At 71.4% G+C, this 21,673-nt stretch carries 28 protein-coding genes and 1 riboswitch; of the genes, 6 read left to right on the plus strand and 22 right to left on the minus strand.

Annotation, left to right across the window (positions count from 1 at the left end; genetic code table 11):
- Positions 1-59 precede the first annotated feature (59 nt).
- Positions 60-158: riboswitch (glycine riboswitch) on the minus strand.
- A gap of 60 nt (positions 159-218) precedes the next feature.
- Entirely contained in the window at positions 219-1,058 is an 840-nt protein-coding gene (locus F4558_RS10250; protein ID WP_167943881.1) for an NAD-dependent protein deacetylase, read from the minus strand.
- Positions 1,059-1,150: 92 nt separating this feature from the next.
- On the opposite strand from F4558_RS10250, the gene F4558_RS10255 reads away from it, so the two are divergent.
- On the plus strand, positions 1,151-1,807 hold the full coding sequence (locus F4558_RS10255; protein WP_167943882.1) for an NAD(P)H-binding protein: 657 nt from the start codon (positions 1,151-1,153) through the stop codon (positions 1,805-1,807).
- A 42-nt stretch (positions 1,808-1,849) separates the two neighbouring features.
- On the opposite strand, the gene F4558_RS10260 is transcribed toward F4558_RS10255, so the two are convergent.
- The 15 genes from F4558_RS10260 to F4558_RS10330 form a co-directional block, all read right to left on the minus strand.
- The gene (locus F4558_RS10260; protein ID WP_053661061.1) at positions 1,850-2,545 is read right to left on the minus strand and encodes a DivIVA domain-containing protein; all 696 of its coding nucleotides are present in this window, start codon (positions 2,543-2,545) and stop codon (positions 1,850-1,852) included.
- Positions 2,542-3,711 (minus strand): globin domain-containing protein, encoded by a 1,170-nt coding sequence (locus F4558_RS10265; protein WP_053661059.1) that lies wholly within the window; start codon positions 3,709-3,711, stop codon positions 2,542-2,544. The genes F4558_RS10260 and F4558_RS10265 overlap by 4 nt, the downstream gene beginning before the upstream one ends.
- A 2-nt stretch (positions 3,712-3,713) precedes the next feature.
- Positions 3,714-4,112 (minus strand): group I truncated hemoglobin, encoded by a 399-nt coding sequence (locus F4558_RS10270; protein WP_053661403.1) that lies wholly within the window; start codon positions 4,110-4,112, stop codon positions 3,714-3,716.
- A 360-nt stretch (positions 4,113-4,472) separates the two neighbouring features.
- Positions 4,473-5,054, minus strand: a complete 582-nt coding sequence (locus tag F4558_RS10275; RefSeq protein WP_053661057.1) for a MerR family transcriptional regulator — start codon at positions 5,052-5,054, stop codon at positions 4,473-4,475.
- A 194-nt stretch (positions 5,055-5,248) separates the two neighbouring features.
- On the minus strand, positions 5,249-5,713 hold the full coding sequence (locus F4558_RS10280; protein ID WP_007460347.1) for a bifunctional nuclease family protein: 465 nt from the start codon (positions 5,711-5,713) through the stop codon (positions 5,249-5,251).
- A gap of 182 nt (positions 5,714-5,895) precedes the next feature.
- Positions 5,896-6,597, minus strand: coding sequence for a transcriptional regulator FtsR (gene ftsR / locus F4558_RS10285; RefSeq protein WP_197281691.1), 702 nt, complete (start codon positions 6,595-6,597; stop codon positions 5,896-5,898).
- Positions 6,598-6,647: 50 nt separating this feature from the next.
- Positions 6,648-7,100, minus strand: a complete 453-nt coding sequence (gene odhI, locus F4558_RS10290) for an oxoglutarate dehydrogenase inhibitor Odhl (protein ID WP_007071101.1) — start codon at positions 7,098-7,100, stop codon at positions 6,648-6,650.
- A 217-nt stretch (positions 7,101-7,317) separates the two neighbouring features.
- The gene (gcvH, locus tag F4558_RS10295) at positions 7,318-7,698 is read right to left on the minus strand and encodes a glycine cleavage system protein GcvH (protein ID WP_053661053.1); all 381 of its coding nucleotides are present in this window, start codon (positions 7,696-7,698) and stop codon (positions 7,318-7,320) included.
- 57 nt (positions 7,699-7,755) lie between these two features.
- Complete coding sequence (locus F4558_RS10300; RefSeq protein WP_053661051.1) at positions 7,756-8,760, minus strand: DUF881 domain-containing protein; 1,005 nt, start codon at positions 8,758-8,760, stop codon at positions 7,756-7,758.
- Positions 8,761-8,770: 10 nt separating this feature from the next.
- Positions 8,771-9,103 (minus strand): small basic family protein, encoded by a 333-nt coding sequence (locus F4558_RS10305; protein WP_007460356.1) that lies wholly within the window; start codon positions 9,101-9,103, stop codon positions 8,771-8,773.
- Positions 9,100-10,053, minus strand: a complete 954-nt coding sequence (locus tag F4558_RS10310; RefSeq protein WP_167943883.1) for a DUF881 domain-containing protein — start codon at positions 10,051-10,053, stop codon at positions 9,100-9,102. The genes F4558_RS10305 and F4558_RS10310 overlap by 4 nt, the downstream gene beginning before the upstream one ends.
- The gene (clsA, locus tag F4558_RS10315) at positions 10,050-10,682 is read right to left on the minus strand and encodes a cardiolipin synthase ClsA (RefSeq protein ID WP_053661047.1); all 633 of its coding nucleotides are present in this window, start codon (positions 10,680-10,682) and stop codon (positions 10,050-10,052) included. Before clsA ends, F4558_RS10310 begins: the two co-directional genes overlap by 4 nt.
- Positions 10,683-10,970: 288 nt before the next feature.
- On the minus strand, positions 10,971-11,438 hold the full coding sequence (locus F4558_RS10320) for a MarR family winged helix-turn-helix transcriptional regulator (RefSeq protein ID WP_167947354.1): 468 nt from the start codon (positions 11,436-11,438) through the stop codon (positions 10,971-10,973).
- A 53-nt stretch (positions 11,439-11,491) separates the two neighbouring features.
- Positions 11,492-12,670: a PP2C family protein-serine/threonine phosphatase gene (locus F4558_RS10325; RefSeq protein WP_053661044.1), complete on the minus strand. Its 1,179-nt coding sequence runs from the start codon at positions 12,668-12,670 to the stop codon at positions 11,492-11,494.
- A 71-nt stretch (positions 12,671-12,741) separates the two neighbouring features.
- Entirely contained in the window at positions 12,742-13,488 is a 747-nt protein-coding gene (locus F4558_RS10330) for an SAM-dependent methyltransferase (RefSeq protein ID WP_053661041.1), read from the minus strand.
- A gap of 112 nt (positions 13,489-13,600) precedes the next feature.
- On the opposite strand from F4558_RS10330, the gene F4558_RS10335 reads away from it, so the two are divergent.
- The 3 genes from F4558_RS10335 (at position 13,601) to F4558_RS10345 (ending at position 15,239) form a co-directional block, all read left to right on the plus strand.
- Complete coding sequence (locus F4558_RS10335) at positions 13,601-14,482, plus strand: universal stress protein (protein WP_053661039.1); 882 nt, start codon at positions 13,601-13,603, stop codon at positions 14,480-14,482.
- 71 nt (positions 14,483-14,553) lie between these two features.
- The gene (locus tag F4558_RS10340) at positions 14,554-14,766 is read left to right on the plus strand and encodes a hypothetical protein (protein WP_053661037.1); all 213 of its coding nucleotides are present in this window, start codon (positions 14,554-14,556) and stop codon (positions 14,764-14,766) included.
- Complete coding sequence (locus F4558_RS10345) at positions 14,763-15,239, plus strand: hypothetical protein (RefSeq protein ID WP_053661035.1); 477 nt, start codon at positions 14,763-14,765, stop codon at positions 15,237-15,239. The genes F4558_RS10340 and F4558_RS10345 overlap by 4 nt, the downstream gene beginning before the upstream one ends.
- Here the strand turns inward: F4558_RS10345 and F4558_RS10350 are convergent.
- A complete protein-coding gene (locus F4558_RS10350) occupies positions 15,236-15,442 on the minus strand; it encodes a hypothetical protein (protein ID WP_053661400.1) in 207 nt (68 codons plus the stop codon). The two genes, F4558_RS10345 and F4558_RS10350, sit on opposite strands and share 4 nt — an antisense overlap.
- 144 nt (positions 15,443-15,586) lie before the next feature.
- On the opposite strand from F4558_RS10350, the gene F4558_RS10355 reads away from it, so the two are divergent.
- Positions 15,587-16,237, plus strand: a complete 651-nt coding sequence (locus F4558_RS10355) for an HhH-GDP family DNA glycosylase (RefSeq protein WP_312877302.1) — start codon at positions 15,587-15,589, stop codon at positions 16,235-16,237.
- Positions 16,238-16,242: 5 nt separating this feature from the next.
- Here the strand turns inward: F4558_RS10355 and F4558_RS10360 are convergent, their stop codons facing one another.
- From F4558_RS10360 to F4558_RS10375, 4 genes are all read right to left on the minus strand, one after another.
- Positions 16,243-16,428, minus strand: a complete 186-nt coding sequence (locus F4558_RS10360; protein WP_053661398.1) for a hypothetical protein — start codon at positions 16,426-16,428, stop codon at positions 16,243-16,245.
- Positions 16,429-16,477: 49 nt separating this feature from the next.
- Entirely contained in the window at positions 16,478-17,782 is a 1,305-nt protein-coding gene (locus tag F4558_RS10365; protein ID WP_053661031.1) for a hemolysin family protein, read from the minus strand.
- A gap of 71 nt (positions 17,783-17,853) precedes the next feature.
- The gene (locus F4558_RS10370; protein WP_030492010.1) at positions 17,854-18,051 is read right to left on the minus strand and encodes a hypothetical protein; all 198 of its coding nucleotides are present in this window, start codon (positions 18,049-18,051) and stop codon (positions 17,854-17,856) included.
- Positions 18,052-18,123: 72 nt separating this feature from the next.
- Positions 18,124-18,732 (minus strand): TetR/AcrR family transcriptional regulator, encoded by a 609-nt coding sequence (locus tag F4558_RS10375; RefSeq protein WP_053661029.1) that lies wholly within the window; start codon positions 18,730-18,732, stop codon positions 18,124-18,126.
- Positions 18,733-18,828: 96 nt separating this feature from the next.
- Here F4558_RS10375 and F4558_RS10380 point away from each other — a divergent pair, with 96 nt between their 5' ends.
- A complete protein-coding gene (locus F4558_RS10380; RefSeq protein ID WP_053661027.1) occupies positions 18,829-19,863 on the plus strand; it encodes an NAD(P)-dependent alcohol dehydrogenase in 1,035 nt (344 codons plus the stop codon).
- A 55-nt stretch (positions 19,864-19,918) separates the two neighbouring features.
- Here the strand turns inward: F4558_RS10380 and selB are convergent, their stop codons facing one another.
- Positions 19,919-21,673, minus strand: a complete 1,755-nt coding sequence (selB, locus tag F4558_RS10385) for a selenocysteine-specific translation elongation factor (RefSeq protein ID WP_167943885.1) — start codon at positions 21,671-21,673, stop codon at positions 19,919-19,921.

Here is a 21,673-nt window from a genome sequence, read left to right on the forward strand (position 1 = left end):
GGGCGAGGTCGACGTGTCGGCCTCCCCCTCTGTCGCACCCCACAGGGCGCTCCACAGTGCCTGCCCACGAGGTCCTTTTGCCTGAGAGGTTCCGGGGAGGATTTGCCCCTTCGGCGCCGCCCCGGGTGCTGTCGGGCGGTCTCTCCCACGTGGGTGTTACCGGCGTGGTCAACGCTACCAGCGCCGGTGTTTCCAACCGATGTCCTACCCCCGGACCATCACACCGACGCCCCGGCGGCGACCCGCTCGGCAAGGACGGGCAGCACCACGCCCAACGGCGCGTCCACGCACACCGTGGCGTACCCGTCACCACGGGTCGGCCCCTGGTTGACGATCGCGACCGGAATGCCGTTGTTCGCCGCGCGGATCACGAACCGGCGACCCGACATCACCGTCAACGACGAGCCCAACACCACCAACGCCCGCGCCCGCTCCACCAGGTCGAAACACCGCGCCACCCGCTGCGGCGGCACCGTCTCGCCGAAGAACACCACGTCCGGTTTCAGCATGCCTGTCTGACAGATCCCGCAGTCCACCGGCCGGAACCCCGCCACCTGCTCGTCGGGGAGATCCACATCACCGTCCGGGTTGACCGCGTCGACCTGCGCCACGAAGTCCGGATTCGCCTCGCGCAGCCGCCGGTCCACCTCCTCCCGGGAGGTCAGGTTGCCGCAGTCCAGGCATGTCACCTCGTCGAGGCGGCCGTGCAACTCCACCACCGGAGCGCTGCCGGCGGCGCCGTGCAACCCGTCCACGTTCTGGGTGATCACCGCGTCGACCAGGCCGGCGTGTTGCAGCCGCGCCACCGCCCGATGCCCGTCGTTCGGCGCGGCCCGCGCGATCAACCGCCACCCCAGATGGCTGCGCGCCCAGTACCGCCGCCGCGCCAGCGCATCGCCGGTGAACGCCTGGAACGTCATGGGCGTGTGCCGGCGGGCCACCCCGCTGGGCCCCCGGTAATCCGGGATACCCGACTCGGTGGACAGGCCCGCCCCGCTGAGCACCACCACCCGCCCGCCTGCCAGCAGCGAGGTCAACGCATCGAGGCTGTCGGTCACCCCACCATGCTGCCTCAACCCGCCCACCGCCGACCAACCCCGCCCTCGGCCGTGCACGAGCCGCGACCGGCCCCGGCCGGTACGTTGAAACGATGCGCATCGTCATCGCCGGAGGCCACGGCAAGATCGCCCGACTGCTGGAGCGTCACCTCGCCGACCGAGGCGACACCCCTGTCGGCCTCATCCGCAACCCCGACCAGGCGCCCGCGCTGCGCGACGCCGGCGCCACCCCCGTCGTCTGCGACCTCGAACACGCCGACGTCACCGACCTCGCCGCGCACCTCGACGGCGCCGACGCGGTGATCTTCGCTGCCGGAGCCGGCCCCGGCAGCGGCGCCGCCCGCAAGGACACCGTCGACCGGGGCGCCGCCGCGCTCCTCGCCGACGCCGCCACCCACGCCGGCGTCCACCGCTACCTGCTGGTGTCCTCCATGGGCGTGGACAAGCCACCAAGCCCCGGCACCGACGACGTGTGGGCCGCGTACCTGCTGGCCAAACGCGCCGCCGAGGACGACCTGCGCGCCCGCGACCTCGCCTGGACGGTGCTGCGCCCCGGCCGCCTCACCGACGACGACCCGACCGGCCACGTCACCCTCACCCGCCACGCCGGTAGCGGCGCCATCAGCCGCGCCGACGTCGCCCTCGTCCTCGCCGCGCTCCTGGACGCACCCCACACCGTCGGCGCGACACTGGAACTCGTCGCCGGGCCGACACCCATCGCCGACGCCGTCACCGCCGCCCGCACCTGACCGGTGGGGTCCGTCATCAGCGGACCCCACCGGTCACACACCTCAGCGCTGGTGGTGCCGCGGCAACGCCGTCTGACCCGGCGCACCGTCCACGAACGGCGCACCCGGTGTCTGCGCGGCGATCCGATCCATCGTCCGCGCCAACTGCTCACTGCCCTCGTCGAGATGACGCGCCGCCGCCTGCATGTGCGACACCATCATCTCCCCGAAGATCCGCAACGCCTCCCGGGTCGCCACCGAATCGTCGAAGCTCGGCCCGGCCGACGCGCGGTAGTCCGCCACCGCCCGCTCCGCCTCCAGCTTCGCCTCCTCCGCGGCCGCCCGCATGTAACTCTCGTACTGCACCCGGGCGTACTCGGCGACCCGCCGCGCGTAGTCGTGCGCCTGCGCGATGATCTGCTCCGCCTCCCGCTGCGCCGCCGACAGCAGATTCACCTCCTTCGCCGCAGGGGTCTTCGCCACCGCACCCGCGCTCGGGATCACCCCGTGCCGGTGCAACTCCACCCGGTCGGTGAGGCGCTCGTTCTCCGCCCGCAGATTCGCGATCTGCGTCGCCATCAAATCCAACTCGTCGGCGACCTGCACCCGGAACCGATCCACGTCGGCGCTGTCATAGCCGCGCCTCGCGAACGGCGCCGCACCGAACTCCCACCGCCGGACCCGGTCGGCCGTCATCCGCACCTGCACACCACCGGAGACCTGCACACCGTCGTACCGGCTGATCGGGGTCGCGCTCACTGCTCACCCCTCTCACTCGACTGCTGCCGCACCGCCGTACGCCACGCCGGGCCGTACCACTGCGCGCCCAAACCCTCGTGGTGCACCTGACCGGCGTGGAAACCCGCCCGCGCCAACGCCTGCACCGAATGCGACACCATCTCGTCGGACCCACACACGTACACGTGCCGGGAACGCCAGTCAGCATCGCTCAACGCCCGGTCCACCGCGTGCACGAACTCCCCCGGCCGGTTCACATCCGCACCCACCACATACGTCACCGTCAACCACGGACACGACGACGCCAACTTGTCGATCGCGTCGCTGTCATAGAACTCGCTGCGCGAACGAGCCCCCACGTACAGGTCCACCCGACGGCGGGAACCCTCCGCGGCGACCTGCTCCACCAACGCCTTCACCGGCGCCCAGCCGGTGCCCGCCGCCAGCAACAACAGATCGCTGGAGCCGGCCGACCACAACGCCAACCGCTCCCCCACCGGCGCGGCCAGGTGCACCCGGTCACCCACCGACGACCCGTACACCAGCCGCGACGACACCGCACCACCCGGCGCGGCCCGCACATGCAGCTCCAACGTGCCGTCCGCGCGGGGCGCGTTCGCCGGCGAGTAGTACCGCCACGACCGCACCGACGGATGCGACACACCGATCGACTGACCCGGCGTGAACGGCAACAGGTACTGCGGACGTACCGTCAACACCGCCACGTCGAACGCCCGCCGCTCGTGAGCCACGATCTCCGCCACCCACCACGGCGGATTCACCGCCTCCGCCGCCTGCGCCGCCTCCGTCATCACCTGCGCGACCAGCCCGTACGCCGCGGCCCAGTCCTGGGCCAACTCGTCGGTCCACTGCTCCGCCAGGAAATGCTGCAACGTCGCCAGCAGCGCCTCACCGACCGCCGGATAGTGCTCGGCGCGGACCGCGAACTTCCGGTGGTCCGCCCCCAGATCCTGCAGATAACCCACCAGCTGGTCCACCTGGTCCACATGCGACACGATGTGCCCCAACGCGGTGACGAGGCGGTCCCGCTGACCGGCCATGTTCGTGGGGAACATCTGCCGGGTCTCCGGGTGAGCCAGAAACAACGTCGAATAGAAAAAGAGCGGAACCTGATCGCCGTGCCCGGCGACCAGCGACCAGCTCTGCTTGAGTCGGGCCGCGTCCACGCTCAGGCGCCCGGACGCGTCCCGGCGGCCACCACCTGGTCCTGAACCTGCGCCAGCACAGCCTGCACGTCGGTCAGGATGTCCTCCGGAACCCCCAGCTCGGTCAACGCCGCGCTCAGGTGCCCACCGACCTTGGCGTACTGCTCCGCAGTGATACCCAAGGGCTGGTGCGCCTCGGCCAACCCACGGCCCGCGTACTCGTCCGGGCCACCCAGCACCACCGCCAGCATCAGCGCGAGATGCCGCCGCTGACCCGCCATGTCCACAGAGGTGAAGTAGGTCGCCAGCTCAGGGTCGGCGAGCACCTTGTCGTAGAACAGCTCGACGGCCGCCTTCACAGCGTTCGCACCGCCAATGCGGTCGTAGTGCGAGGAGGGAGCGGTTTCTTGCGTAACCGTCACGGTCATTCCTTCCAGGAATGGAGGGGTCGCGCCGGGTCAGCGCGCAGGGGCAACGGCCACCGGCGCACCACCCTCACGCCACGGCGCCACACCGATGGACCGTGTCGGACGATAGCGTGCCGCTGACGCCCGGTCAGGGCCCCCCTATCCGATTCCCGACAACGCCACACACGCAGCGTCACCACGGCCAGGTCAGGGCCCATGACCGCACCCCACAGTGGACCCGACCCGGGGCAACACCACCGCCTCGGCTCGGCTTCCCGGAAATCGGGGCGCCCGAGGCGCCCCGACACCGCGATTTCCAGAAAGGCGAGTCGATCACAGGACTGCGAAAGGAACCCGCAACAGCGGGGACGGGACTCAGCCCGCGCGCCGCCGCGCCCGCCGGGCCGCCAACTCGTCGGCCACCGACTCCACCTCGGACGCCACCGCCGGCTCCGCAGGGCCACTCGCCGGCTCCGCAGGCAGATGCGACAACGACCCCTGGATCTCCTTGAAAGCCCCACCGATCGCGATCCCGAACACACCCTGGCCACCCTGCAACAGGTCGACCACCTCTTCCGGAGACCGGCACTCGTACACGGTCGTCCCATCAGAGATCAGCGTGATCCCCGCCAGATCCTCCACACCACGCGACCGCAACGCCTCGATCGCCTTACGGATGTTCTGCAGGGACACCCCCGCATCCAACAACCGCTTCACGACCTTCAACACCACAAGGTCCCGGAACGAATACAACCGCTGCGTCCCCGAACCCGAGGCGTCCCGCACGCTCGGCACCACAAGCGTCGTCCGCGCCCAGTAATCCAACTGCCGATAACTGATGCCCACCGCGTGACAAGCCGTCACACCTCGGTAGCCCACCGAGCCATCACTCTCAGTCGCCGAGACACCCGGCTCACTCAACTGTGCACCCGGATCGGAATCCTGCGGCTCGTGCATCCGGACAACCTCCCCGTCAGTGCGGCGACGCGTCGTTTCCGGGACGCGCACCCCTCGACACGGCAACCCTATCGCCACGCTCAGGAGTTACCACGGAGAAACAGGCGCGACACGCCGCACAGCCACCCGAGAAAGATCACCAACCCGCCCCGGGGCATCACCAACAGTGACACCCACCCGGGAACCGAGCCCCGTCAGCCCGCGAAATCCTCCGGACGCACCTGCTCCAGGAACTCGCGGAACTTCTCCACCTCGTCCTCCTGCTCGTCAGGGATAACGATCCCCGCCTCGCTGAGGACCTGCTCAGCACAACGAATCGGCGCACCAACCCGCAACGCCAACGCGATCGAATCGCTCGGCCGCGCCGACACCCGCACCCCATCGCCGATCAACAGATCCGCGTAGAACACGTTCTCCTTGAGCTCAGTGATCTCCACCGCCTGCAACGGCGCCTGCAACGCCGCCAACACGTCCCGCAGAAGATCATGCGTCAACGGGCGGGCAGGCTTCACACCCTGCTGCTCATAAGCGATGGCCGTGGCCTCGACCGCGCCGATCCAGATCGGCAGATAGCGGTCGCCCTCGACCTCCCTGAGCAGGACGATCGGCTGGTTGCTGGGCAGCTCCACCCGAACTCCGACCACGCTCAGCTCGCGCACCGCCGCCTCCGTGTCGTCGTCAACCTACGCACCGCGCCCTTCCCTGCACGGTACACGGACCGCAACACGGCCGTCCCATGCGCTACAGCACCACGCCCGCGCCAGAAAGGGGTTACCCCGGCAAGCCTACGGCACTCTTCCCGAAAGAGATCTTTCCGCTCCGCCACCGCCCAGCCGGCACATCACCGACCCAACGTCGACCGCAGACCCACCCGCACCAACGCCGCATGCAACTGCTCCGACAACGCCACCAACTCCCGCGCCGTCTCCGCAGCCCGCGCCCGCGCCGCCGGATCACTCTGCCGCGCCAACGGCGCCACCAACTGAGCGAACAAACCGACCTCACGATCGGCAGCACTCCGGTAACCCCGCAGATGCCGCGGCTCCAACCCGTACGCCGCCAACCCCGCCACCGCCGACGCGATGATCAACGCATCCCCGTCGTACCAGCCGGGCGGATCCGACACGAGCACACCGAGGCGCTCCAACTCCACCAACGTCGAGTCGTCGATCCCACTACGGGCCACCAGATCAGCCCGGCCGAGCCGCACCTGCGACGACTCGGCCGGCTCCGCCGACTCCCGACCCGGCACCGCACCATCAGGACCCACCGCCACCAACGAAGGCCGCGACCGCCCCGGCTGCTCACCGGACGAATCCCACTCCGCCAACTGCTCACGGATCACCCGCAACGGCAGATACCGGTCCCGCTGCGCGGACAGCACGAACCGCAACCGCGCCACATCGTCCCAGCTGTACTTCCGGTAACCAGCCGCCGTCCGCTGCGGCTCAACCAGGCCTTCGGCCTCGAGGAACCGCAGCTTCGAAATCGTGGTGTCCGGGAAATCCACCCGCAACTGCCCCAGCACCTCACCGATGCTCATCAACGGCTGGGACCGGGCCGCCCCGGGTGGCGTGGAGGCCGCAGGCTCGTTCACCCCCGGCCGGCCTCCTCCTCCGGGCGCGGACCGGCGATGAACACCACCCGGAACTTACCGATCTGAACCTCGTCACCATTGCTCAACGTGGCCGCCTCGACCCGCTCACGATTCACATACGTGCCGTTGAGGCTGCCCACATCCCGCACGGTGAAGGTGCCACCGTCCCGGTGGAACTCAGCATGCCGCCGCGACACCGTCACATCGTCCAGGAAGATGTCACTGTCCGGGTGCCGGCCACTGGTCGTCACATCGTGGTCCAACAAGAACCGGGCACCCGCATTCGGACCCCGACGAACCACCAGCAGCGCCATACCGGGCGGCAACGAACCGGACATCCGGCTCGGCACCACGTCGGTGTCCGGGCCCTCCAGCACTTCGTCGAGCGAGCCGAGATTGAGCGTCGAAGTGACGTCGAGCGGGGGGAACTCGTCGTCTGGCCGCGTCATGGGACCACCTCACGGATCTGTTCGGTCGGCGTCGGGTAATGGCGGGTCTGGCCGCCGGGCACTCGAACACCCGGCGGCTGGCTCCCCGTGCCCGGGAAGGCAATTCCGCAACGCTCAACTAATGGTTTCTTCTCGGTCGACTGGGCGAGCCTAGCCAGCGCCGAAATGCAGGGCAACCGGACGCGCGCAGACAACCCGCCCGCCGGATCAAGCACACTCAGCCTTCGGTGATCTTCTGGTACGCGCCCGCAGTCAGCAACCCGTCCAACGCCGTCGGGTCATTCGGCGTGATCTCCACCAACCAACCCGCACCATACGGATCCGAGTTGATCAACTCGGGCGTGTCGCCAAGCGCCTCGTTGCGCGCCGCCACCGTACCCGCCACCGGCGCGTAGATCTCCGACACACTCTTCGTCGACTCGATCTCACCCAACGAATCACCGGCCGCGACCACCGCACCGACCTCAGGCAACTGCACGTACACGATGTCGCCAAGCGCGTCCTGCGCGAAGTGCGTGATGCCGACCCGGGCCGAACCCGTGCCCTCACCCGCCACCCACTCATGCTCGGCGGTGTATCGCAGATCCTCGGGAATCACCAGACGCGTCCTCATCCATCGGTGCCCCGGACCACCGGCCCGGCGCGGCCGCGCCGGTCAGGAGACCGGACGGGCGTGTTCCAACCTGATCGGCGCGTGCAGCGCCGAAACCTCGGCAACCTCACGCTCCCCAAACGTCACGTTACCGCCGTCACCCCGGACCGACGCGACCACCCCGCCAGGAATGTTCAACGCCGTACGCATCGTCGCCGGATCACCGATCACCGTGATCGTGAACGGCGGCGCCAACCGCCGCCCCTCCACCACCAACGACCCGTTCTCCCCGTCCAGGAAGTACGTCGACGCGATGACCCGGACCGCCGTCCGGTCACCACCGGAGATCTGCATCGCCTCCGCGCCAGCGCCCCGCAGCTCCTGCACCGCGTCCAAGACCCGCGTCGCCGAGATCGGCTTGGCCCCACTGATGAACTGCACCGTCAGACCCGGCCCCACCGCCGGCAACGTCCCCGCCAGAACACCAAGCTCGTCCGCCCGACGTGTCGCCTCGTCCAACGCCGCCTGGCGGCCCTGCTCACCCGAGGCCAACTGCCGCTGGCTGTCCTCCAACGCCCGGATGTCCTGCTGAAGCCGGTTCTCCCGCGCATCCAGATCCGACAGGATCCGCACCAGGTCCTCCTGCCGCGTCGCCCCCAACGTCGGATCCGTCGACGTCGTCTTCAACTGCACCACGAGGGTGAAACCCAGCAACGCCAACAACGCCGCGATCATCACCCCTGCCGTACTCAACCGCGACCGGCCAGCAACCACCGGCTCCCCCGACCGCTGCACAGCCGGCTCCGCCAACCCGTCGGACCGCTCGACCGGCTCCTCCGACCGCGACACCGCGCTCAGGTCCACCGTCGCACCGTCATCGACAGGCGCCACACCAGGCTCCCCGGCCGGAGGCTCCGCCTCCACCGGGCCCTGCGGCGCCAACGGACTCAGCTCGTCCGGATCCGGCGCATCCGGCCGAGGGTCCGGCTCACCCGCCGGGCCACCCGGCCGCGCCGGACCCGCCGGCTGCGGCCAACCCGTCCCCGTCTCCGTCTGCTCGTCGCTCATCGCATCAAACCTACGCCCGGAACAGGTGCCGGCGGATCGCCGCCACATTCCCGAAGATCCGCACACCCAGCACGACGACCACACCGGTGGACAACTGCCCGCCCACCCCCAACTGGTCACCCAGGTACACGATCAGGCCCGCCACCAGCACATTCGAGATGAACGACACCACGAACTGCTTGTCGTCGAAGATGCGGTCCAACTTCGCCCGCACCCCACCGAACACCGCATCCAACGCGGCAACCACCGCGATCGGCAGGTACGGCTGCAACGCCGCCGGCACCGTGGGATCAAGCCACACCCCGAGCACCACACCGGCGAGCAACGCCAGCACCGCGATCATCGGCCACCTCCGGAAGGGCTAGCGGTCGCCGAGGGACCCGACGACCCGGGACTGCCGGACCGGCCACCCGACACAGAAGGGCTCGGACTGACCGACGGCTTGGCGTAGCGTAGCTGCGGCTCCGGCGCCGCCGGCAGGGTGAGGTCCTCAGCGCCCCGCACACCGAACGACAGGCCCGTCTGCTGCGCGACCTCCCGCATCAACGCCGCATTACGGCTCGCCTCGAACTGGCGACGCATCGACCCCGGTCCGATCGCCGACACCTCGTACGGTCCAGTCACCGGCCGGAAATCCACAAGGATCGCCTCACCCGCCGAACGGATCGTCGACGTCGAGGTCAGCCGCTGTCCGTTGATGGCGATCGCCTCCGCACCGGCACTCCACAACGCGTTCGCCACACCTTGAAGATCGCTGTAGAGCACCCGCGGCGGCCCCGCCCCCGCACCGGTCACCGCGTCCGCGTTGCCTGGCGCGTCCGCCAACCGCACCACCACGCCGTCGCCGCGCACCCGGCCCAGCCCGGTGCTCGCCTCCAGGTCCCGCAGTCGCGCCGCCGTCGACCCGCTCAACGCCGCGTCCCGCTGCCGGCTGACCTCCTCGCGCAGCTGGTCCGCACGCTGCGACAACCTGTCGGTCTGACTCTCCCGGTCCTTGATCTGCGCCACCAGCCCGGAACGGGCCTGCGCGCGCCCCGGCTCGTCGGCCATCGTCTGCCGGTAGGCGACCGCGAACAGGAAGCCCAGCACCACCACCACGGCCAGGCTCACCGAGCGCCCGGACCAGGCCCGCCAACCCCGCTCCGGCGTCGGCACACCCTTGCGCCGGCGTGCCGTCGCCGCGTCGGCGTACCCCGGGTCCAGCGGATTGCGGAACAGTTCGGTGAGGAAGTCCGGCGCGTACACCCGATCCTGACGCGGCCGCTCCGGCCGCTGAGGCGGGGTCGCGCTCACGCCGCCGCTCCCGGCCCGCGTGCCGCGCGCACCAGCCGTGCCGCCTGCACCACGTACATCGCGCCGGCCACCCAGTAGAGCACCAGACCCCACCAGGCCAGGCCCCAGCCGATGGCGGCGGCAGCCGTGGCCACCCCGCTCGCCGCGGTCGCCAACAACAGCACCGGGAACGCCGCCAGCAACAGGAACGTGGCGGTCTTACCGACGTAGTGCACCGGGGGCGGGCCGTACCCGTAGCGGCGCAGCACCGCCAGCGAGCCGAGCAGCAGCAACTCCCGCGCCAGCAGCGCCGCGGTGAACTGCCACGGCACCACCTCCCGCACGGTGAAGGCGACAAGGGTGGCGAGGATGTAGAGCCGGTCTGCCAGCGGGTCGAGCAACTCCCCCAGTCGGCTCACCTGGCGCATCCGGCGGGCGATCCAGCCGTCCACCCAGTCGGTCGTGCCGCCGATGGCCAGCACGATCACGGCCGCCACGTCCGCGCGCTCCACAAGGAACAGGTACAGGAAGATCGGTACGCCCAGCAGCCGCCCGAAGCTGATCAGGTTGGGCAGGGTGAGCACCTGGTTGCTCGGGGCCTGGTCGTCGATGTCCCGCGGATGCTCTGCCCGAGCCGGCCGACTCGACACCGAACCTCCTCCACGGCACGCTCCGGCACCGGCCGTCATCGGCGCGGCGGAGGTCGTACGCGCTGTCGGGCCGGCAACGCCGGCTCCCCTGCGGCCCCGGGGCGGGACCCGTTCCCTGATGCGGCCCGCGATCTCGATGATCACGGGCCGGGTGAGTGCGCTGCCACTATATCGGGCTCGTGCCCGAGCGCCGGGTGCCGCTGCTCGCTCATCGGTGCGGCGTTCACCTGTTGTGGCGTGGATCACCACGCGTAGAGCGTCCTAGGATGCTAGTTCAAGGTTGAACGCTCAGGCCGTCTGCACGGCCGCCGCATCGGGCTGCTGCTCCGGCACCGTCTGGCTGGCCGCCCGGGCGAAGGCATGCAACGCCTGCAACAGGTCCTGCTGCATCCGGGGCGGCATCCGATCCAACACCACCTGCACCGCGTGCTGGCGCCGCTGCGCCAGCTCAGACAGCAGGGTCTGCGCCGCCGCCGTCGGCACCAGCCGCACCTCCCGCCGATCCCGCGGGTCGGCCACCCGGCGCAGCAGACCCGTCGCCTCCAACCGGTCACAGAGCCGGCTGGCCGACGACGGCACCACGTCCAACAACTCGGCCAACCCGTTGACGTTGGTCTCCGGCCGGCTGCTGATCAGCGCCAGCACCCGCAGCTGGGTCGGCGGCACGGGATGCCGCAACGACGCCGACTCAAGTACGGCGATCAGCGTCTCGGCGGCCGCGTCGATCGCCGAGGCGAGATCCACAGGTCGATCCACCTGATGTCCCCTGCCGTCGTCGCGCTGGTGCCCGCCCGGCGCGGCGCTGATCCTCATCCGCCGTTCCGCTCGCGCGGACCGTGCCAATCCAGGCAGACCACGACCGCGTCGTCGCGCAAGTCGGAATCCGCGTGATAGGCGTGCAGTTCGCGCATCACCGTACCAACCGCTTCGGCCGCTGGCTGCAACCGCGTGGCACGCAGAGAACGCGCCATCGCCCTCTGACCGTACGGCTCCCGGCCGGCCGGCTCCGCGGCCCACACGCCGTCACTGACCACGAAGACCCGCTCCCCCGGCGTGAGCTGGAACTCCTGCACCTCGTAACGGGTCTCGGCGAACATTCCCAGCGGCAACTGCTGCTCCAGGCTGATCGGCTCGACCGTCTTGCCGCGCATCCGCAACATGTGCGGCGACCCGGCGTCGACCGCCCGCATCAGCCCCGTCGGGATGTCCAGCTCCAGCAGCAACGTCGCCACGTGCCGATGCCCCCGGTGCTGGTAGAAGACCGTGTCCGAGGCCAGCTCCGCCTGCTCCACGAGACCACCGTCAGAACGCCGCGCGTTGCGCATCGCGTTGACTGTCACCGAGGTCAGCAGCGACGCCGCCAGACCGTTGCCCTCACCGTTGAGCACCGTCAGCGTGAGCCGGTCACCGTCCAACGACCAGTCGAAGTGGTCACCACCGACCGTGTACGCCGGCTCCAGCTGACCCGCCAGGTCAAACGCGCGGTGCGCCACGCTGCGACCCGGCAGCAGGTCCCACTGCATCTCCGCGGCCATGCTCAGCCGTTCACGCCGACGAACCCGGCGGTAACGGTCGGTCTCGCGATCGGCGGCCCGCAACGCCACCGCCAGGTCGCCGGCGATGTCGGTGGCGCGACCCGTGAGGGCCGGGCCGGGCACCGACGGCAACTCGATGAGCAGCACACCGAGCCGCTCCCCCCACACCGTCAGCGGCAGGTAGAGCCGACACCCGCCGCCCTCGGCGCCGTCGCGCACCGGCTGCTGACTGCTGAAACAGCGCTGTGCCACGCTGTGGCAGGCCAGGAAGCCTGCCGCCGGCAGATCCGGGTCCAGCACCGGCCACAGCCCGCTGATCCGGTAGTCGGCGACGAACACGTCGGTGCGTACCGCGCCCAGCGCCGAACGGATCGCCCGGTCCGCGGCTTCCGCCAACTGGTCCGGTGGGGCCTCCCGCAGCGCGCGCGACACCACGTCCGGCGCGTCCACCATGCTCGCTCCTCCAGAAACTTGCTACAGGGCAAGCATCATACGGACGCCGCCGGACAGCCGGTCGGCGCGGGTCAGTCGGCGTCGCGCGTGGCCAGCACCCCGTGGAACGCGTCCGGCACCTCCACCGGCGGGCCGTCCGGTCGCCACCTGTTGACCGGAACGATCCCGTCGGACGTCGGCCGCCACCGGCCCAGCAGCGGCGCGAACGCCGCCGGAGGACGCATCCGGAACGCCGGCCCCATCATCGCCAGCGCCTGCGGATAGCCCGCCAACTCCTCGGTGTCGAAATCCACCGCCAGCAGGCTGCCCGGCGCGGCCGCCGCGTACAGCTCGTCGAGCGTCCGGGTCAGCGTGTCGTCGTCGAGGAACGCCGCGAGCCCGAGGAACACCACCCCCACCGGCCGCCGCCCCCAGCCCGGGACGAAACGGTGCAGCTGCGACGGATCGATGGTGCCGATGTCGGTGGCGTCACCGCGGCCGTAGCCGGCCCGGTCGCTGTCGGCGAGGATGCTCTGCCCCAACCGGATGGTGACCGGATCCACGTCGGTGTAGAGCACTGTGGCGTCGGTGGCGACCTCGTGCACGTTGCCCATCGTGGGCACCCCCGCGCCGAAGACCAGGAAACCGTCCACGCCCTGCTCGCTCATCGCCCGCACCGCCCGGCCCAGGAAGGCCCGCAGCTCGCGAAAGACCGGCGCACACGGCCCGTACGCCTGCTCGAAGGCGTGCGCGGCGGCCACGTCGACCGGGAAATGATGCTCCCCGCCCAACCAAAAGTCGATCATGCGGGCGGTGCTCGGCTCGGCCGGTTCACCCATCGACGACGCTCCCTCCGGCGGTCGGCAATCAGCGTACCGACCCGGACCCGCTCGGCGGTATCGCTCCGCCGAGCCGCCACGCCCGCGATACTGGCCGGGCAGGAGGTGGACAGTGAACTCGGCGGACAGCGCGGCGGTCGTGGTCGGCGTGGACGGCTCGGGGCAGTCCCTACGAGCGGTACGCCTGGCCGCCGCCGAGGCAGCCCGCCGGCACCGGCCGCTGCGGGTCGTCCACGGCTTCATCTGGCCGCTGCTGCACGTGCCGGACTCCCCCGCTCCGGACGCGCCGCCCGGCGGCGGTCTGCGCCACCAGGCAGAGGAACTTGTCGCCGCCGCTGTGGCCGAAGCCGAGGCCACCGTGCCCGGCCTGTCGATCTCCGGCGAGATCATCGACGGCGAGGCCGCAGCGGTGCTGATCGGCGAGTCCCCCAGCGCGGCGCTCATCGTGCTCGGCGACCGGGGAATGGGCGGCTTCACCGCGCTGATCATCGGCTCGGTGGCGGTGCAGGTCGCCGCGTACGCCGACTGCCCGGTCCTCGTGACCCGCGGCGAGCAACGCCCGGACGAGCCGGTGGTGGTGGGGATGGACGGCTCGGCGGCGTCCCGACTCGCCGCCGAATTCGCGGCCGAGACCGCCCTGACGCGCGACGTGCCGCTGCACGCCGTGCACGCCTACCGCCATCCGGGCAGCCGCGGCCCCGGCGACATGCAACCCCTGGTGTACGACGCCGACGGGCTGCGCGCCGAGCAGGAACAGGTGCTCGCCGGATGGCTGGCCGGGCTGGTCGAGAGCCACCCCGGGCTGCGACTGACCGGGGTGGCCACCCGCGGCCGGGCCCGCACCGTGCTCACCGAGGCGTCCCGTTCCGCCCAACTCGTCGTCGTCGGCGGCCACGGCAGAGGCGAGGTGACCGGGTTGCTGCTGGGGTCGGTGAGCCAGGCCGTGCTGCACCACGCCCACTGTCCCGTCGCCATCGTCCGCGCGCCCCGCTGACCACCGGGGTTGACCCGCCGCAGGACGGGTAGACGGCCGCGGTACGCCAACGGCGACGAAGGAGGCAGCAGATGCCAGGACCACGGCCGGGAAGCAACGCGTACGACAAGCAGCGGGCGCGGCTGCGCAACGCCATCGACGACTCCGGACGGCGGGTGCCCGACGGTAAGGCGAACCAGGTCGCCAACAAGATCCTCCAGGAGGATCGCGGCCAGCGGGGCGTCGTGCGCGGCGAGCGCACCTACGGCCCCAAGGGTGAGCGCGAACCGGGCGATCCGAAGTGAGGAGGGTCGACCTGGCCGACGGCGCCATCGCGGGCGCCGTCGGCAGCACAGCGCTGAACGTGGTCGGCTACCTGGACATCGCCCTGCGGGCACGGCCGGCGAGCACCACCGCGGAGCAGACCGTCGGCCGGCTGGCCGACATCGCGCACGTGGACCTCGGACCGGAGCCCCGGGCGGCGACCCGCCGCTCCGGGCTGGGGCCGTTGATCGGCTACGGGCTGGGCATCGCGGCCGGCATGGCGTTCGCGCTCTACGCCGGCGGTCGGCGGCAGTCACTGCCACTGGCCACCGGTGTGCTCGGCGCTGGCGTCATGGCCATGACCGACGGGTCCATCACCGCCCTGGGTATCAGCAACCCGCGGACGTGGGGACGCTCCGACTGGGTCTCGGACATCGTTCCGCACCTGGCGTACGGGCTGACGGCCGCCGCAACCTGGAACAGGCTGCGGCGGCCGTCACGTCGCGACAGTTAGGCCCGGGTGTCGCTGTCGTCCTCGGCGACCGGCTCACCCGCCGGGCCGTACGGCGACACCTGGCCCTTGGGCACCGGCCGACCGGCGTCTCCGCGCGACGAACCCCTGTTGCGCGGGTGCCCGGTCGGCGTGGGCCCCTTGCTGTCCTGACTGGTAGCTCCCTTGGCGTTACGCCGGAACTCCTCCTGCTGCGGGTTGACCACGAGTGTCTCCCTCCAGGTACGGCAGGCGGCATCGACCGCCTCCACCGCCGGCATACCCGCCCCGCCCGACGGCATTCCGGCCCCGCGCACCGGCTCGCTGCCGACGTGAGGGCTAGCCGGTCGCGGGGCGGGTACCCACCCGGTGTGGGCGACGATCGAGCGGTGGTGCGGGTCCTGCTGGACCGGCGGGGCGACACGTACGCGGAGGAGGCCGGGATCCGGCTCGCCGACCGACCAGGGCCGCTGTACCAGTTGCTGGTGCTGGCCACCCTCCTGAGCACCCGGATCCGGGCGTGCGTGGCTGTCGACGCCGCACGGGAGTTGTTCGCGGCCGGCTACCGCACGCCGCAGGCGATGGAGGCGGCCACCTGGCAGCAGCGGGTCGACGCGCTCGGCAGGGGTCACTACCGCCGCTACGACGAGCGGACCGCCACGATGCTCGGCACCGGCGCGCGACTGTGCCTGGACCGCTGGCACGGCGACCTGCGGCGGCTGCACCGGGAGGCTCAGGGCGACCCGGCCGGGCTGCGCCGACGGCTCACCGAGTTTCCCGGCATCGGGCCCACCGGCGCGGACATCTACCTGCGCGAGGCACAGACGGTCTGGTCCGACCTGCGCCCGTACGCCGACCGGCGCGCGCTGGCCGGCGCGAAGCGGCTCGGTCTGCCCGGCTCACCGGACCGGCTGGCCGGGCTTGTCGACGGGCCGGAGTTCGGCCGCCTCGCCTCGGCACTGGTCCGGGTGGCGCTCGGGGAGGAATCCGCAGGCGAAATCACCCGCGTCGCCGCCGGCTGAGGCGCTCACTTGACCGTCTTGTCACCCGGTCGGGTCAGGTGCCACACCAGCAGCGCGGCGAGCAGCGCCAGGACGATCACCCCGCCGGAGATGCCTCGGCCCTCCTCGGGGCTGCGGCCCGCGCTGCCGAAGTAGATCACCGCGAGGCCGGCGAGCACTGTGACCACCTTGCGAAAACCTTGGTCCTTCACATACCGCACCGTAGGCAGCACGACGCCACTTCGGGATGTTTTGGACGGATCATCCACCGTCCGGGTGGCCTCCGGCGTGCCTGTCGACGACGAAGCCGCGTAGCCGCACCCGCCGTACCGCCCGGTCGGCGACCTCCACCACCTCGATGGTCAACCCGGGCAGCCGCACCGTCTCGCCCGGCGCACGCGGCAGATGACCCAGCCGCGCCAGCACCAGACCGGCCACCGTCGTGTACTCCCGCGACAGCGGAAAGCTCAGACGCACCCCCAGGTCGGGCAGGTCGTGCAGTGGGAAGTCACCGGGCACCAGCAGCGACCCGTCCGGCTCGGGTGTCACGTCCTGTACGTCCCTGTCGGTCTCGTCGTACAACTCGCCGACCACCTCGGCCAGCAGGTCCTCCAGGGTGATCATGCCGTCGATGCCGCCGTGCTCGTCGACGACGAGCGCCAGTTGCTGGTGCTCCTGGCGCAACTGGCGCAGCGCGTCGGCGACCGGGAGGGTGACCGGCAACAGCAGTGGCGGCCTCCCCCGCTCCTGCACAGTGCCCACGCCCGACTGCACCAGGTCGCGGATGTGCACCACGCCGATCACGTCGTCAAGCCCGCCGGGACCGGTCACTGGCGCGCGGGACCGTCCGGCGGCGGCCAGCCGACGGACACCCTCGCCTACGGGAAGGTCGGCCGGCAGGGTGGTCACCTCCCGCCGGGGCACCAGGATCTCGCGGAGCGTCCGGCCGGCGATGTCGAAGGCACCGGTCAGGATCTCCCGCTGCTGCGCCGAGAGCCCACGCCGGCTGACGAGCATCTCCCGCAGCTCGTCCTCGGTCATCTCCTCACGGCTGGCCCGGGGGTCGCCGCCGGCCAGCCGGACCACCACGTCGGTGGCCCAGCTGAGCAGCCAGACTGCCGGTCGGGACACCCGGGCGAGCAGGTCCAGTGGCCGGGCGCTGAGCAGCGCCCACCGCTCCGCCCGCTGCATTGCCAACCGTTTCGGCGCCAGCTCACCGAACACCAGCGTCACGAAGGTCAACGCCACGGTCACCACCACGATCGCGGCGGGGCGGGCCGCCGCGCCGAGGAAACCCAGCGGCGCCACGAGCGGTTGGGCAAGCGACACCGCAGCCGCCGCCGAGGCCAGGAACCCGGCCAGGGTGATGCCCAACTGGATGGTGGCCAGGTAGCGGTTCGGATCGCGCGACAGCCGCACCAGCCGCTCGCCGGTACGGGTTCGCCGCCCCAACCGCCGCAGCTGCCCCTCTCGCAGCGTCACCAACGCCATCTCGCTGCCGGAGAGCGCCGCGTTGACAAGGATCAGCACGGCCACCAGCACCAACTGCCCGAGCTGGCTGCCCATCGCGTACCCCCGTTCGCCACCTCAGGTCACTCAACCGCAGCGCACCCGGCCCTGGTCCGGTTTCGGGGCGCTCAGTCGACCTCCAGGTCGTCCAGCGAGATGGAGTGCGTCATCAGCCACCGGGCCAGCGCCGACATGCCGAACAGCCACAGCGGAACCGACTCGGTGGGGCCGTTCGTGGCGTAGATGGCGAACCGCAGGTCCGGCGCGCGGTACGCCTCGATCCGCCATTTGTGCTGCCGGTCCCGCCAGACCGCCGAAGGGTCCATGCCGTCACCGTAGGTGACCGTCGCCGACTGCGGGGTCGGTTGGAGCACCGGAGCGCAGGCGAGCGGCAGCGGTCAGCGGCGCGGTCGATCCTGCTCGGCCGGAGCGGTGGCTCTCCGGACGCAGTCATGCAGCAGGGCGCGGCGCTTGTCGTGCACGTCGTCGGGCTCCTGGTCACTTGCCGCGTAGACGTTGCTGACCGGCGACCAGGCCATGGACATGGCGATCACCATGGCCAGGATGTCGAACGGGTCGCCCGCGCGGATCCGGCCCGCGGCTTGGGCCTCGGCGATGGCTGCCAGTTTGCGATCGTCGTAGTGCTCGTGGGTCTCGACGAGGTGCCCGGCGGGCCGGCGCTCCAGCCGGGTCCAGGTCGCCAGCCGGATGAGGTCGGGACGGCGCAGGTATTCGTCGTAGAGGCGAACGGCCCAGTCGGCGAGATCGTCGGCGTCGATGGGCACGACGTTGGTGATGCGCTCCAGCGAGCTGAGGAAGATCGCGTCGAAGAGGCGTTCCTTGTCACCGAAGTAGGCGTAGAGCTGCGCCTTGTTGGTACGTGCGGCCGACACGATGCGGTCGATGCGTGCCCCGGCGATGCCGTGTTGGGCGAACTCCTCGGTGGCGGCGTCCAGGATGCGCTGGTACGTCGCGGCGCCTCGCGAGGTCTGGGGCTGTGCCGACATGCTCCCACTTTAGCAAACAGACCGGTTGGTTTGCCGCAGGGCGAATTCACGTCTACGTTGAAACAGACCGAACAGTCTGTTGGAAGGTTGACGTACATGCGAACCACCACCGGATGGCGGGCCGCCGGCCCGGCCACACTGCGGCGTACCGACATCCAGCGCCGCGACCTGCGACCGGACGACATCGCGGTGCGGGTCGACTACTGCGGCGTGTGCCACAGCGACCTGCACGCCCTGCGCGACCACGACAGGCAAACACTCCTGGTGCCCGGTCACGAGTTCACCGGCGTGGTGACCGCGACCGGCCCCGAGGTGACCGCCTTCTCGATCGGCGACCACGTCGCGGTTGGCAACATCGTCGACTCCTGCGGCACGTGCGGCATGTGCAGGGCCGGCCAGGAGAACTTCTGCCACTCCTTCCCGACCCTGACCTACGGCGGCACCGACCGGCAGGACGGGTCGACCACACTGGGCGGCTTCTCCCGCGAGTACGTCGTCCGCGACGCGTTCGCCTACCCCCTCCCCTCCGGCCTCGACCCGGCCGCCGCCGCACCACTCCTGTGCGCGGGCGTCACCGTCTGGGAACCCCTGCACTCCCTCGGAGTGGGCCCCGGCAGTCGCATCGCCGTGGCCGGGCTCGGCGGCCTGGGCCACCTCGCTGTCAAGATGGCAGTGGCGCTCGGCGCCACCACGACAGCCATCAGCCGCACCAAGGACAAGCGCGACGACGCCCGCCGGCTCGGCGCCCGCGACCTCATCGACTCCACCGACACGCAGCAGATGGCCGCGGCACGCGACACCTTCGACGTCGTCATCGACACCATCTCCGCACCTCACGACCTCGCCCCGTACCTGAAGCTTGTGGCGATGGACGGCACCCTCAGCCTCCTCGGCTACCTGGGCCAGGTCACCGTCGAGGCCACTGACCTGCTCATCGGACGCAAGAAGCTCAGTTCCGCGGGCAGCGGAGGCCGTCCCGCGACCGCCCGGATGCTCCAGTTCTGCGCCGACAACGGCATCGCCGCCGACGTCGAGGTCCTCCCGTCGGCGCAGGTGGACACGGCACTCGACCGCCTCCGGCGAAACGACGTCCGCTACCGCTTCGTGCTCGACATGTCCGACCTGGACTGATCAGGCGCTCGACCCGGGCCAGGACGTGCGGCAGGCCCGGGATTCCGCGACGCACTCAGGTGACGACGATCCGGGCGTCGTCGGGCAGTCGGCGGGTCGCGCCCCGGCGATCCAGCAACTCCAGCAGCGGCACCGCCACCCGGCGGGTGGTGCCAAGCGCCTGCCGGGCCGCCGACAGGGTGAACGGCTGGGGCAGCCCGGCCAACACCCGGACCGCGTCGTCGAGCGCGTCGGGCAGCAGCACCACGTTGTCGGCCAGCCGCAGGAGAGCCCCGGCGCGCACGGCGGCGCCGATCTCCCGGGGACCCAGGCCCAGGTCGACGAGGTGGTCCGCCTCGGGGGCGCGGAACGGCCTGTCGCCGTACTCGTCGCGGACCCGCTGCACGGCCCGGGCCACCGGCTCGGGCAGATCGGCCACGCCCGCCGCACCGACCCGACCCGCGTGGACACGCAGAGGCGGTCGGATCAGGGCCTCGACCAGCACCCGGTCGGGCAGTGCCAGGCGCTGCCGCAGCACCTCCACAGGCATGCCCGGCTCCAGCGGGTGTTCCCGCGCGTAGCGGGTGACCTCCTCGGTCACCTGGTCGCCGAGCCGCCGCCAGTGCGCGGGGTCGGCCAGCCAGTCACCGGCCACCGGCTCGCCGTGCGCCGGCACGCCCATGCGGATGAGCGTGCCGGCGCGGACCAGTCGACGGCGGCGCAGTTCCCCAGCCAGGTCGGGTCGACCGTCCAGGTCGGCGAGGACCTGCGCGCGAGCAGCGGCAGCACCCCTGCGGGCCAGCGGCGGGGGCGCGACGTCCAGCACCCGTACGCCGCCGGCCACGTGGTGCCGGCCCGGATCGCGCAGCAGCGCCCGGTCGCCCACCAGCAGCGGCAGCGGCCGCGCCAACCGGAGCCGCACGGTGTCCGCGCCGAGCGGTCGGACCCGCACCGGCACCGCCGCCGACCCGACGTGCAGGGTGAGGGCTGCCGGCAGGTCGGCGGCCGGGTCACCGGTGAGCCGCACGTCGACGAGGTCGGTGCGGTGGAACCGGCCCGGGGTGAGCAGCGCGTCGCCCCGGCCGATCCGGTCGCGCGACGTACCCCGGAGGTTGACCGCCACCCGGGCGACCGCCGCCACGTCCGGCCGGGCCTCGCCCAGCGAGTGCAGACCGCGGACCCGGACCGTCTCCTGAGTGCCGGCCACCTCCAACTCGTCGCCCACCCGCAGCTGACCGGCGCCCAGCGTGCCGGTGACCACGGTGCCGCTGCCGCGCACTGTGAAACTGCGGTCCACCCAGAGCCGGACCGGGTCGTCCACGGCCGGGGCGGGCAGGCCGACGGCCAGCCGGTCCAGGGCGGCACGCAGGTCCGGCAGGCCGGCGCCGGTCAGACCACTGACCGCCACCGCCTCCACCGCGCCGAGGCTTGTCCCGGCGATCTCGGCGAGGGCCTGGGCCGTCGCCGGTCCCGGGTCGGCCAGGTCCGCGCGGGTCACCGCAAGCAGGCCGTACGCGACGCCGAGCGCGTCGAGCGCGGCCAGGTGCTCGGTGGACTGCGGCATCCAACCCTCGTCGGCGGCCACCACGATCAGCGCGGCGGGCACCGGGCCGACACCGGCGAGCATGTTCGGCACGAACCGCTCGTGACCGGGCACGTCAACGAACGCGATCGTGGCGCCGGACGGCAGCGTCGTCCAGGCGAAACCCAGGTCGATTGTCATGCCCCGGCGGCGTTCCTCAGCCCACCGGTCCGGCTCCATACCCGTCAACGCCCGGACCAACGTCGACTTGCCGTGGTCGACGTGCCCGGCGGTGGCGACGACGAACAT

The sequence above is a fragment of the Micromonospora profundi genome (assembly GCF_011927785.1).
GTDB classification, from domain to species: domain Bacteria; phylum Actinomycetota; class Actinomycetes; order Mycobacteriales; family Micromonosporaceae; genus Micromonospora; species Micromonospora profundi.

Bases quoted from the DNA above. Each gene is read 5' to 3' on its own strand.
- F4558_RS10340 (WP_053661037.1), top strand. From the start codon at position 14,554: ATGCCAGGACCACGGCCGGGAAGCAACGCGTACGACAAGCAGCGGGCG.
- F4558_RS10370 (WP_030492010.1), bottom strand. From the start codon at position 18,051: ATGGACCCTTCGGCGGTCTGGCGGGACCGGCAGCACAAATGGCGGATC.
- ftsR (WP_197281691.1), bottom strand. From the start codon at position 6,597: ATGAGCATCGGTGAGGTGCTGGGGCAGTTGCGGGTGGATTTCCCGGAC.
- odhI (WP_007071101.1), bottom strand. From the start codon at position 7,100: ATGACGCGGCCAGACGACGAGTTCCCCCCGCTCGACGTCACTTCGACG.
- F4558_RS10300 (WP_053661051.1), bottom strand. From the start codon at position 8,760: ATGAGCGACGAGCAGACGGAGACGGGGACGGGTTGGCCGCAGCCGGCG.
- F4558_RS10330 (WP_053661041.1), bottom strand. From the start codon at position 13,488: ATGGGTGAACCGGCCGAGCCGAGCACCGCCCGCATGATCGACTTTTGG.
- selB (WP_167943885.1), bottom strand. From the start codon at position 21,673: ATGTTCGTCGTCGCCACCGCCGGGCACGTCGACCACGGCAAGTCGACG.
- F4558_RS10305 (WP_007460356.1), bottom strand. From the start codon at position 9,103: ATGATCGCGGTGCTGGCGTTGCTCGCCGGTGTGGTGCTCGGGGTGTGG.
- F4558_RS10255 (WP_167943882.1), top strand. From the start codon at position 1,151: ATGCGCATCGTCATCGCCGGAGGCCACGGCAAGATCGCCCGACTGCTG.
- F4558_RS10275 (WP_053661057.1), bottom strand. From the start codon at position 5,054: ATGCACGAGCCGCAGGATTCCGATCCGGGTGCACAGTTGAGTGAGCCG.
- F4558_RS10365 (WP_053661031.1), bottom strand. From the start codon at position 17,782: ATGGGCAGCCAGCTCGGGCAGTTGGTGCTGGTGGCCGTGCTGATCCTT.
- F4558_RS10375 (WP_053661029.1), bottom strand. From the start codon at position 18,732: ATGTCGGCACAGCCCCAGACCTCGCGAGGCGCCGCGACGTACCAGCGC.
- F4558_RS10380 (WP_053661027.1), top strand. From the start codon at position 18,829: ATGCGAACCACCACCGGATGGCGGGCCGCCGGCCCGGCCACACTGCGG.
- F4558_RS10325 (WP_053661044.1), bottom strand. From the start codon at position 12,670: ATGGTGGACGCGCCGGACGTGGTGTCGCGCGCGCTGCGGGAGGCCCCA.